The 11946-nt window shown below is 40.8% G+C and carries 10 protein-coding genes; 8 read left to right on the top strand and 2 right to left on the bottom strand.

Translation table 11 applies throughout. The annotated features are described in order from the left end of the window. Positions 1-25: 25 nt before the first annotated feature. Entirely contained in the window at positions 26-1165 is a 1140-nt protein-coding gene (locus B879_RS01405) for an ATP-binding protein (protein WP_009183341.1), read from the bottom strand. Between the two features lie 145 nt (positions 1166-1310). Between B879_RS01405 and B879_RS01400 the strand changes: the two genes are divergently transcribed. The 8 genes from B879_RS01400 to B879_RS01365 all read left to right on the top strand — a co-directional run bounded on the left by B879_RS01400 (position 1311) and on the right by B879_RS01365 (position 10280). Next, entirely contained in the window at positions 1311-1763 is a 453-nt protein-coding gene (locus B879_RS01400) for a hypothetical protein (RefSeq protein ID WP_009183340.1), read from the top strand. Positions 1764-2128: 365 nt separating this feature from the next. Further along, positions 2129-4945 carry a S9 family peptidase gene (locus B879_RS01395; protein WP_009183339.1) on the top strand — a complete coding sequence of 939 codons (2817 nt, stop codon included), beginning with the start codon at positions 2129-2131 and terminating at the stop codon, positions 4943-4945. A 106-nt stretch (positions 4946-5051) separates the two neighbouring features. Then, positions 5052-6644: an amidohydrolase family protein gene (locus B879_RS01390; RefSeq protein ID WP_009183338.1), complete on the top strand. Its 1593-nt coding sequence runs from the start codon at positions 5052-5054 to the stop codon at positions 6642-6644. Between the two features lie 59 nt (positions 6645-6703). After that, on the top strand, positions 6704-7507 hold the full coding sequence (locus tag B879_RS01385; RefSeq protein ID WP_009183337.1) for an alpha/beta fold hydrolase: 804 nt from the start codon (positions 6704-6706) through the stop codon (positions 7505-7507). A 79-nt stretch (positions 7508-7586) separates the two neighbouring features. Next, positions 7587-8039 (top strand): MarR family winged helix-turn-helix transcriptional regulator, encoded by a 453-nt coding sequence (locus tag B879_RS01380; RefSeq protein WP_009183336.1) that lies wholly within the window; start codon positions 7587-7589, stop codon positions 8037-8039. Positions 8040-8113: 74 nt separating this feature from the next. Further along, entirely contained in the window at positions 8114-8629 is a 516-nt protein-coding gene (locus tag B879_RS01375; protein ID WP_009183335.1) for a YceI family protein, read from the top strand. Between the two features lie 96 nt (positions 8630-8725). Further along, positions 8726-9676, top strand: coding sequence for a ring-cleaving dioxygenase (locus B879_RS01370; RefSeq protein WP_009183334.1), 951 nt, complete (start codon positions 8726-8728; stop codon positions 9674-9676). Then, positions 9669-10280, top strand: coding sequence for an alpha/beta hydrolase (locus tag B879_RS01365; RefSeq protein WP_009183333.1), 612 nt, complete (start codon positions 9669-9671; stop codon positions 10278-10280). Before B879_RS01370 ends, B879_RS01365 begins: the two co-directional genes overlap by 8 nt. A 58-nt stretch (positions 10281-10338) precedes the next feature. Here the strand turns inward: B879_RS01365 and B879_RS01360 are convergent, their stop codons facing one another. After that, a complete protein-coding gene (locus tag B879_RS01360; protein ID WP_009183332.1) occupies positions 10339-11913 on the bottom strand; it encodes a calcineurin-like phosphoesterase C-terminal domain-containing protein in 1575 nt (524 codons plus the stop codon). Between the last annotated feature and the right edge of the window lie 33 nt (positions 11914-11946).

The following is an 11946-nucleotide window of genomic DNA, read 5'->3' as shown; positions in this document are numbered from 1 at the left end:
GAAAAATCTAATACAATTGCCGTTGCTAATATGGATAGGTGCCTAACCATTGCCAGAAATTTTCTTGGTGGATTGTTTGGGTAAGTACTGGGTTGTAGGCTTCTAAGAAACTGCTTGGAAATTTTGATTTTGCCTTTGGGTTCCATTTGAATTCAAAAGCATAGATTTGCCCATCAATTTCTTCAATATAGTCTATTTCTTGTCCCCTGCTGGTCCTCCAGAAATATGTTTTTCCATGAAAGCCATGGTAGTTGAGCAGTTTTTGACGTTCTGTTATTAAAAAATTCTCCCATAATTGTCCGATATCATTTCTATTACTCAGTGGGGAATAATTCCCGACAATTGAATTCCTCATCCCATTATCGCTAAAGTATATTTTCCTACTACTGCTGATTTCAGATCTTAAATTTCTACTGTACGGGTTAAGTCTAAAAATAATAAAAGCCTTTTCCAATAAGTCTATGTAGGCTGAAACGGTAGCCTTATCAGCTTGGACTGTCCTACTAAGTTCATTGTAACTGACCTCAGAACCTACCTGCCAGGCTAATGCTTGAAGAATTTTACCTAGTAATTCAGGCTTCCTTATCCCATGAAAATTCAAGAGGTCTTTGTATAGGTAGCTTGAGGAAAGATTTTGAAGTAAAGGGATTTCTTCTCCAGGATGTGTAATAATTTCAGGATAAGAACCAAAAACCAGTAGGTTCTCAAGTTTGGTTAAAGTCTTTGCTAATCCTTGCCAAGCTATCAATTCTTCCCATGAGATTGGAAGTAATTTATATTCCCACTTTCGACCTGTGAGAGGCTCGTGAACAGAGCTTGCCAACTCTAGAGAGGAAGATCCTGTAACAATTAGCTGTATGCCAGAAAAGTGGTCAATCATGAGTTTCAGTGTCAATCCTATATTTGGGATTCGCTGAGCCTCATCTATGATTATAACTTTAGACTTACCTATGAAGCTTTTTAAGAATTCTAAATTAGCATTTGATAAAAATCTAACGGTTTGTGCTTCATCCCCGGTTAATAGTAAAAACTCTTGATCCAATTGTTGAGCCAAGGATTTCACTAAAGTTGTTTTTCCCGCCTGTCTTGGACCAAGAAGGATAATTGCTTTTTTCCAGTCCACTCTTTTGGTTAATTCCTCTTGGAGTACTCGGTTTATTTGCATATCTAGTGGTTATAATCTCTTAATATACATATATATGGAGATTTTAATCCCCAAAATTACATTTTTTTTTGAAATAGCTTTTTGGAGATTTTTTGTTTAGGAAAAAAAACTACTACCTTCGACGTATGTCTAAATTTTAAATTATATGATTTTTCTAAAACGTCTACTCATTCTTGTGGTGTTCTCTACCTTCATTTGTTTTCAGGCAGAAGCGCAAAGTAAACTGAGACCCACGCATGTGGGGATTCATCACTCAGGATTGGTAGGTCAGGTGGCCATAGGTACCGATCTGAACCAAAAGTATTTTGGGGACCTTAGGTTTCAGGCTACCGATATCCTGGAAACAAATTTTGGTATAGAAGGTGCTGTCCACAGAAATCTGTTTCAAGATGATTGGTTCAATTTCCATGTAGGTTTTATGGCTGGCTACTATTTCTATGATTCTATTCGGTTGGGCATACCTGTAGGGTTTAGCATCATGCCATTTGAAAACCACAGAAGGTTTGCCTTTTTATTGGAAGCTTCACCGAATGTATTTTTAAGTAATGAGTATTTTAACTTGAGGTCCAATATTGGTATTCGCTACAGTTTTAGGTAATAAGCGGTTAAAAAGATCTAGCTGTTTGTGTCACGTCCTGATTTTATTTGACACTTATTATACTTTCTTCTCTAGAGTTCGACTCCCTTGGAGTCGAGATTTCCGAATAAGAAAATTGTCTCTCAACTCCTTAATTGTTCAAAATCTCCGAAATCCCCCTTTCTCCTTTCCCCTTTCCCCTTTCTCCTCTTGCCTTGTCTCTTTATGAATCCCTTAAAAAACCTTAATTCCTTAATGGTTTAGCTACTCCTTCCGATTTTCGACTTCCCCCTTCAAATCTCCCCGCTTTTCCCAAAAAAGGATTAGCGGTTTTTTTATTTTTTAGGATTGCTCTAATTTCAAAGAATGAATCAAAATATTGATATATGAAGAAGTTGTTTGTGGGGATCCTTTTGGTTTGCCTGGTGCTACCTGCCTTTGGGCAGCGAAAGGCTCAGGCCCTGATGGCTAAAAAGCCCCTGACCCATGCCGCTTATGATGAGTGGAAAAGTATCACCTTTCGTCAGTTGACTCCTGATGGCAAAAACCTGGCCTATACGCTCAATCCCGAGGATGGAGACGGTAAATTGGTTTTCCTGAACCTTGGAAGTAATCAGGTCACCGAGGTGCAGAGAGCTGTTAATATTCAGCTTACAGAAGATAGCAGGCATGCTCTGTTTCTGATAAAAGCACAAAAGGACAGCCTTATCCAGCTTAGACGCTTAAAGAAGAAGAAAGAAGACATGCCGAAAGATTCCTTAGGAATCTTCGATTTTCAAAGCCGCCAAGTTGTGAAAATTCCTCAGGTAAAATCCTTCAAAATCCCTGCAAAGTCAGGAGGTTGGATGGCTTATCAGTCTGAAAACTTGGAAGCTGAAGGGGAAAGTGAGGGTAATGACACCAAACCGAAGAAAGTTTCCGATGACAATGGATATCCATTGGTTTTGATCAACCTAAAGGATAGAAGTGAGTTGAAATTTGATTATGTCAAGGATTTCACCTTTTCTGAGAAAGGGAATGCCCTTGTCTTTTACAGTACTGGAAATGATAAAGGCGGACAGGCGGGTATTTTCTGGCATGATTTGGAAGAAGCCAAGACCAGCCTTCTTTTAGAGGCCCATTCCAAATATAAATTCAAATTCCTAAGCTTGGATGAAGCAGGAGAACAATTGGCTTTTGTGGCAGATATGGATACGACTAAGGCTTTGTTAAGGCAGCCTAAGTTGATGTACTGGAAAAAAGGGATGGAGGCCGCTGAGCAAATCGCAGATGAAAATACGGCTGGTATTCCGGAAAATTGGTTGGTATCGGATAACTTCAGGCCCTATTTTTCTAAATCCGGAGAGCGCCTCTTTTTAGGTACAAATCCACCACCTATCCTTATGGATACTACACTTTTGCCTGAAGAGATGGTGCAAGTTGAAGTATGGCATTGGCAGGATGATTACATTTATCCGGAACAAAATGTAAGAGCAGATAGAGAAAGAAAGAGAAGTTATTTGGCATGGATTGACCTTAATGATCGAAAACTGGTCCAGTTGGGTAGCCCTGAAATTTCAGAAATAAGAGTGGATGAGGAGGGGAAAGCTGGAATAGCTTTGGGTATGGATGACAGGGCGTACCGAATGATGAGGACCTGGGATATCAGTGCCTACAATGATATTTATGCCATTGATCTCAATACCGGAACACCAAGACTGATTGAAGCGGAGATCAAAGGTATGCCAAGGCTTTCTCCTGATGGAGGTTATGTGTTTTGGTACAGTAGCCCGGACATAGCATGGTATGCCCATGGACTTGCTACAGGGGAAACGGTAAATCTTACCGAAGGACTTGATGTTTCCTTTGGCAATGAACTGACAGATGTTCCTGACTTCCCTTCTCCCTATGGCGTGGCAGGCTGGAGTACTGGAGAGGAGTTTGTTCTGGTTTATGACCGCTATGATATCTGGCAGTTGGATCCAAAAGGAGAAAAAACCGCAGTAAGGATTACCAAAAATGGCAGGGAGAACCAAAGGGTTTACCGCTATGAAAAGCTGGATCCCGAGGAGCGCATGATCGATCTCAGTACTGAACTGTTATTGTCTGTTTTTGAAGAGGGAAATAAAGATGCTGGATTTGCCAGATGGGAAAAGGGAAAAGCCAACCCTGAAATGCTGGTGAAAACTGCCCATAGGTACAATCTGCTGCAAAAAGCCAAATCAGCAGATGTATTGTTGTACAGTAGGGAGAACTTTCAAGAGTTTCCTGACTTGCATGTGGCTGATATGAGCTTTGGAAAGGCGAGAAAAGTGACACAGGCTAACCCTCAACAGGGCAATTACCTTTGGGGAACTGCTGAAATTGTGAAATGGAACTCTTTGGACAATATACCCTTGGAGGGCATCCTCTACAAACCTGAGAATTTTGATCCCAATAAAAAATATCCTATGGTGGTGGTCTATTATGAACGTTTTTCCAATACCATTCATCAGCACCATAAGCCTGAGCCGATAAGATCATTGGTCCATAGAACCATGTATGTGAGCAATGATTACCTGATTTTTATTCCTGATATAGTCTATCAAACAGGTTACCCTGGAGAGAGTGCTTTTAACTGTATCATACCTGGAGTCAGTCATTTGATTGCTCAGGGTTTTGTGGATAAGGACAGGGTTGGTATTCAAGGACACAGTTGGAGTGGGTACCAGACAGCCTATATCCTGACACGCACCAATATGTTCAGGGCAGCAGAGGCGGGTGCAATTGTTGCAAATATGACCAGTGCTTATGGAGGTATTCGATGGGAGTCTGGACTTGCAAGGATGTTCCAATACGAAAAAGCACAGTCCAGACTAGGTGTGAGTCTTTGGGAGAACCCTTTGCCTTACCTAGAGAATTCCCCGCTCTTTTTTGCCAATAAAATAGAGACACCTATGCTACTGCTCCATAATGATGCAGATGGTGCAGTACCCTGGTATCAGGGTATTGAAATGTACTTGGCCATGAGGAGGTTGAATAAGCCAACCTGGATGTTGAATTACAACGGGGAACCGCACTGGCCGGTAAAAAGGGAAAACCGTATTGATTTCCAAACCAGGATGATGCAGTTTTTTGACCACTATCTCAAAGATGCCCCCATGCCGCTTTGGATGCAGAGAGGAGTCCCGGCTATAGAGAAAGGCATGAGGCAAGGCTTGGAATTGGTGGATGATAACAATTAAACTTTAGGTTTTTAAACTGATTGCCGGTTATTGCAGCTATGTGATAACCGGTTTTTTAATTCTAATGGAAAAAATTATTTTGTGCCTATTAACCAGCAGATTTACAATGAAAAGACTTATCCATATTCTATTTGTAGGACTAATAGCCTTTCCTTTTACCTTGTTTTCCCAAATCATGCCATCTCCAGATCGTAAAGAAGGGGAAGGGCCGTATGATCGCCTCATTATTCGAGGAGTGACTTTGGTGGATGGTACAGGAGCACCACCGATCGGTCCAGTGGACATAGTGGTAGAGAAAAATATAATTGCTGAAGTAAAGGTAGTCGGTTATCCCGGATTGCCCATCAAGGAGGAGCGCAGACCAAAGGCAGGTGAAAATGATATGGTAATGGACTTGGAAGGGCATTACCTTCTGCCAGGATTTATTGACATGCATGGACACATAGGTGGAACAGGTCAAGGAACACCTGCTGAATATGTTTTTAAATTATGGATGTCTCATGGCATTACCACAGTCAGGGATCCTGCTGCCAGCAACGGTCTGGATTGGGTGCTTGACCATAAACGTAAAGCCGCAGCCAATTCCATTACAGCGCCAAGATTGTTGGCATATACCGTTTTTGGTCAAGGAGCAGGTAAGACGATTACTACAGCAGAAGAAGCTAAAGCATGGGTCAATGAAAATAAAAGACGGGGAGGAGATGGTATTAAATTTTTTGGGGCCAACCCGGAAGTGATGCAGGCGGCATTGGAGGAGAACAAAAGAATTGGATTAAGATCAGCCATGCACCATGCCCAGATGGATGTGGCCAGATGGAATGTGCTGCATTCAGCAAGAGCTGGCTTGACCACCATGGAACACTGGTATGGGCTTCCGGAAGCGCTTTTTACGGACAGGACCATACAGGATTATCGCTTGGATTATAATTACCAAAATGAGCAGCACCGGTTTGCAGAAGCTGGGAAACTGTGGAAGCAAGCAGCCGCTCCCTATTCTGATCATTGGAATAAGGTGATGCAGGAATTGTTGGATTTGGATTTCACTATTGTTCCAACATTTAATATTTATGAAGCCAATAGGGATTTAATGCGCACAAGAAGGGCGGAATGGCACGATGAATATACCTTGCCTTCCTTATGGAGGTTTTATAAGCCAAGTAGAGAATCACATGGATCTTATTGGTTTGATTGGACCACAGAGGAGGAAATCCAATGGAAGGAGAATTACAGGTTATGGATGACTTTTATTAATGAATATAAAAATAGAGGAGGAAGAGTAGTAACTGGATCAGACTCTGGATTTATTTATCAATTGTATGGTTTTGCTTACATAAGGGAAATGGAGTTATTAAGGGAGGCTGGATTTCATCCATTGGAAGTGATCAGGGCATCAACCTTAAAAGCAGCAGAGGCAATCGGCATGGAAAAGGAAATAGGATCCGTTGAGGTGGGGAAATTGGCGGATTTTGTGATTTTGGAAGAAAATCCCCTGCAAAACTTAAAAGTGTTGTATGGTACTGGAGCCATTCGTATCGATGAAGACAACGAGCCCATTAGAGTGGGTGGTGTGAAGTATACAGTAAAAGACGGAATAGTCTATGATGCTAAACAACTCCTTGAAGATGTGCGTACAATAGTGCAACAGCACAAAGACAGGGAGAATGCCAGGAAATTGAAGCAACCTGGGCTTGATTGGTAAGGAGCTTATTGGGTTCCGTTCTTGGCTTTGTAATAGTAATTTGATTAAATTGTGACTACATGCCGCACATACAACTCAACAATGCCAAGATCTTCTATATAAAAGAGGGAGATGGTCCAGAGACCATTATCTTTTCACATGGTCTTCTTTGGAGCCATAAAATGTTTTTGGATCAGGTTGATTTTCTTAAAAAGAAATACACCATAATTGCTTATGATCATAGGGGACAAGGTCAATCTGAAGTGACCGAAGGTCCCTATGACATGGACATGCTTACCCAGGATGCCTTAGAGTTGATAGATAAAGTGGCATGTAAACCTGTTCATTTTGTAGGTCTTTCTATGGGAGGTTTTGTAGGTATGCGGCTTGCTGCAAGGTATCCGGATAAAATAAAAAGTTTGGTCTTATTAGAGACTTCAGCCCACCCCGAGCCAGTAGAAAATTTGCCTAAGTATAAATTTTTGAATGGTATAGTCAAATGGTTTGGCGTTATTCCCAAAGTGGCCAAAGAGGTAATGAAAATCATGTTTGCCCAAAGCTGGTTGGAGAATCCGAAAAATAAGGAAGATTACAAAAAGTGGATCAAAGAACTTCAGTCCAACAAAAGAACCATTACCCGTTCTGTGGAAGCTGTGATATACAGAAAAGGAGTGGAGGAAGAGATCAGACAAATCCAGTGTCCTACGATGGTGGTAGTGGGTGATGAAGACGTGGCCACCAAACCCGAAAAGGCGAAATTCATCCAAATGTCCATTCCCAATGCGGTTTTACACATGGTCCCAGGTGCAGGACATAGCAGTACAATCGAAAAGCCAGAGGAAGTCAATAGACTTATTGGAGATTGGATGGCGTCTCATTCCTGATAAATTTTGAAAATATTTTTGGTTTTTGAAAACTTTTTGATGTCTTTATGTGTATATACATTAAATACCCAAACAACTCATGATGAAAATTGAGGAAGCAATCAAGCAAAAAGAATTCAAAGACCCTTATAACAAGGCGATTGTGAATTTGCTTTACACCCAAAGCCATATTGTTTCACAGCAAAGCAGCCTTTTTAAACCTTTTGGACTATCACCAGAGCAGTATAATGTACTCCGTATTCTGAGAGGACAAAATGGAAATCCAATTACAGTTTCCTCAATTCAGGAAAGGATGCTGAACAGAATGTCCAACGCTTCTAGACTGGTGGAGAAATTGAAGCAAAAAGGGTTGGTCATTAGAGAGGAAAGTGCTAGAGACAGAAGGCAAGTCGATGTTTTGATCACTGACAAAGGTTTAGATGTGCTTCAAAACTTAGAGGCCTCCATTTATCGTTTAAATAGAGAATTGGTCAAATTAAATGAGGAAGAAGTAAATCAATTGAATGACCTACTAGACAGATTGAGAGGGTAAAATTTTTTTGCATAATGTATGTATAAACAATTAATGTATATAAGTAAATTTCAAACCAAATAAAAAAACAGAACATGAGTACTACAGCAAAATGGGCCATTGACCCAACACACTCCGAGGTTTCATTTAAAGTTAAGCACCTGGTGATTTCAACTGTAACCGGTTATTTCAGGAAATTTGAAGGTGCTGCAGAAAGTTCAACAGATGATTTTCAAGGAGCCAAAGTGTCTTTTTCTGCCGATATTGACAGCATTGATACCAACCAATCTGATAGGGATGCACACTTGAAATCAGATGATTTCTTCAATGCCGCACAATTTCCGAAATTGTCTTTTTCAGGAACCTTGGAAGGAGGTACCCTTAAAGGGGATTTGACCATCCGTGATGTAACCAAAGCGGTTGAATTGGATGTTGATTTCGGAGGGGTAGCTGAAGATCCCTATGGAAATACCAAAGCAGGCTTTGAAATTGAAGGAAAAATTTCAAGAAAAGAGTTTAACTTAAAGTGGAATGCAGTGACAGAGGCAGGAAGTGTGGTTGTCTCTGACCAAGTTAAAATCATCCTTAGCGTTCAATTGGTTAAACAATAAGATATAATTCAATTGATATAGGGTATGGAATTTTCCATACCCTATTACCCACTGACCCCATTAGTTTAAAAAACATTAAAAATAACTCAAAAGGCCATGTCAACACTTATTTCAGGCATTCACCATATCACGGCTATTGCTGGAAATCCACAAAAAAATGTAGATTTCTACACAGGGATTTTAGGTTTAAGAATGGTGAAAAAGACCATCAATTTCGATGCTCCTGATGTCTACCATTTTTATTTTGGAGATGAGTTGGGAAGCCCGGGCACGGTGTTCACTACTTTTCCATTTGATGGTGCCAGAAAGGGGACCAAGGGAACAGGGGAACTGACATATACGGCTTTCTCCATTCCAACACAATCCTTGGGTTTTTGGATGGATAGACTTGCCAAGTATCAAGTACCCACTTCTGATGTTTTGACACGTTTCGGAGAAAAATTTATACGCTTTGAAGACCATGATGGTATGGGTATAGAGCTTATTGCCAATGATAAAGATGCTAGAACCGGATGGACCTATGGCAATATCCCGGTTGAATATGCCATCAGAGGTTTTTACGGAGCGACCCTTAACCTTAAGGCCAAAGATTTGACCGAAAAGCTGCTCACCCAATTTATGAATTATCAATTCATAGCCGAAGAAAATGGGCGGTACAGGTATGGAACAGAAGGTAAGCCTGGAGATATTGTAGATATTGTATTGGACAAGGAAGGAAGACAAGGAGTTCAAAGTGCAGGTACTGTGCATCATATCGCCTTCAGAACGGCAAATGATACCACACAGGCCAAAATCCAAAATCTTCTCATCGAAAACGGTTATCAAGTAACAGAAGTAAAAGACAGGAATTATTTCAAGTCCATTTATTTTAGGGAACCAGGAGGAGTCTTATTTGAAATAGCGACCGATGAGCCAGGCTTTGCCATTGATGAGGATGAAGCACATTTAGGTGAACTGCTAAAATTGCCACTTTGGGCAGAACCTCATAGGGAAAAGATAGAAAGCCGTTTGGCGAAAGTAACTTTAAATATTGAAAATTATGGTTGACATAGACTTTAAGGGGCAAGCACTTGAAAAGGCCAAGAAAGTAGCCATCATGGTCCATGGACGAGGTGGGAATACTGCTAGTATACTAAGTCTTGCAGCACACCTAAATCTTGATGGATTTGCTTTGGTAGCCCCCCAGGCTCCTGGCAATACTTGGTACCCTTTTAGCTTTATGGCTCCAGATCATAACAATGAGCCTGCTTTCTCCAATTCGATGAAGACTTTGGATGGGATCGTGGAGGATTTGAAATCCAAAGGATTTTCATCAGGGCAGATTTACTTTATAGGCTTTTCACAGGGAGCTTGCCTTTCTTTGGAATATAGTGCTCAACATGCCCAAAAATGGGGTGGAGTGATTGCCTTTACAGGTGGATTGATCGGAGAGAAGTTTAACCCTTCCAAGTATGAAGGGGACTTCGATGGTTGTCCGGTATTCTTCGGCTCAAGCCATCAGGATATGCATGTTCCCTTATCCAGAATTGAAGAATCTGCGGCACAATTTGAAAAAATGGGTGCCCAGGTCAAAACCCTGATTTTCAAGGATACGTTACACACCATAAGGGAAGAAGAAATTAACTGGGTGAATGATCATATTTTGAAATAGTCTCCATACTAAACCAACTATTGATGTCCGGGCAGTAATTGCTGCCCGGACATTCTTTTTATGGTTGTTTGATGACTTTGAACGAATGCTTTGCTGCATGTTTCTTTCCGAACATGTCAGTAGCCTCGACTTCAATGATGTACTCCCCCGCAGATAAATCCCCCGGCATGGCAGCTCTCCACAGGTGATCTGTTAAAGCAGGGTTGGAAGGTCTTCTACCTGGAATAAAGTATTCAGTAGTGTCCCATTCCAAAACCTCCAACCAAAAACTTGGGTCTGTTCCTTCATAATTATACATGGATTTCCATTCCCCCTGGTTGATTCTAAATTTAACCTCATCCTGTGTGGCACCGGTAAAAAAGTTGGCAACGATTTGCGCTGTAGTTCTCACTCCCTCGATCAAGATTTTTGGAGCGTGAATATTCAATTGGTGTTCTGAAGACTTCCCTGCTGCTTTGTATTTGGTTTGGTAGGTGTTACCATCTATCTCCAAAAACACATACCCTTTAGGAGATCCATCACGCATGGTGGAAGCGGGAGTTCCATCTGCTAATATTTTTCCACTGTACCAGTCTCCTGATGGAGTACCAATGTTGAAGTGGTGATGGGGTTTTTCTTGATTATATCCATCTTCTTTTCCAAAAAAAGTCTGTTTCATGTAATGCGTATGCGCTGAAAGTGAAAGGGTATTTGAAAAGGGTGAGATAAGCTCCAAAATTTTTTCCCGATCTGCATTACGGAAACTATCTCCATTTTCTTCAAAAAGTGGAATATGCATCAATAAGACCACTAACTTGTCTTTTGGGACGAATTCTAAATTGTTTTCTACAAAAGCAAGCTGGTCCTTTCTAAGACCTCCCCAATAGCCCTGTCCATCTCTTGGATCTGGGTAAAGAATATTTTCTAAGACGATAAAATGAGCGTCTCCATGATTGAAAGCATAAGTGGCAGGACCAAAGGCAGCGGTAAAAGATTCGTCACTGAATTCATCTGAACTAGCATCAAAATTCATGTCGTGATTTCCCATAACCTGAAACCAAGAAACTCCAACCTTACCAATGATATCTTTGTAGGCAGGAAAAAAATCGGGCCTATCCCCGACTATATCACCTAAGGAAACACCAAAGCTTATGCCTTGAATTCCTGCCACTTCTTTCACTATACCTTCATAGAACCAGTCTAATTCATTCTCATTATATGGTTGGGGATCTCCAAAAATCAAAGCAGTAAAAGATGACTTTTTTTCAGAAGGGTATAAGCCAAAATCAACCGATTTTGGTAGTGGTCCGGTTGGTGAAACTCCTGGATAATTCAAACCTGAAGGTGACCCATTCGGTTTGTGGATATAATAAAACTGTGGAATATTATTTTCATCATGGGGAAGATTATAGTCAGATGGTTTGATGACAAAAAGGGTTTGATGTTCAGCAATCGGGATTTCGTATTTCCCTTTATCATCAGTAAGCACCACTTGGATTCCATTGGAAACAGCTACACCAGGAATTCCTTTTTCCCTCCTTTCTTTTTTTCCGTTTTTATTTAGGTCTTCATAGACTATGCCACTGGCTTTTTCTTGGGCAAGTGCTAAGGAGGTTAAAAACAGGGCGATTAGAAGGATTTGGAGCTTTTTCATTGGGCTTTTGAATTTTTCAATAAAAATAAAGGA

It is taken from the genome of Cecembia lonarensis LW9, from assembly GCF_000298295.1.
In the GTDB taxonomy this organism is placed as follows: Bacteria; Bacteroidota; Bacteroidia; order Cytophagales; family Cyclobacteriaceae; genus Cecembia; species Cecembia lonarensis.
The sequence above is the reverse complement of the archived record's forward strand: the minus strand, read 5'-3'. Positions and strand labels throughout refer to the sequence as shown.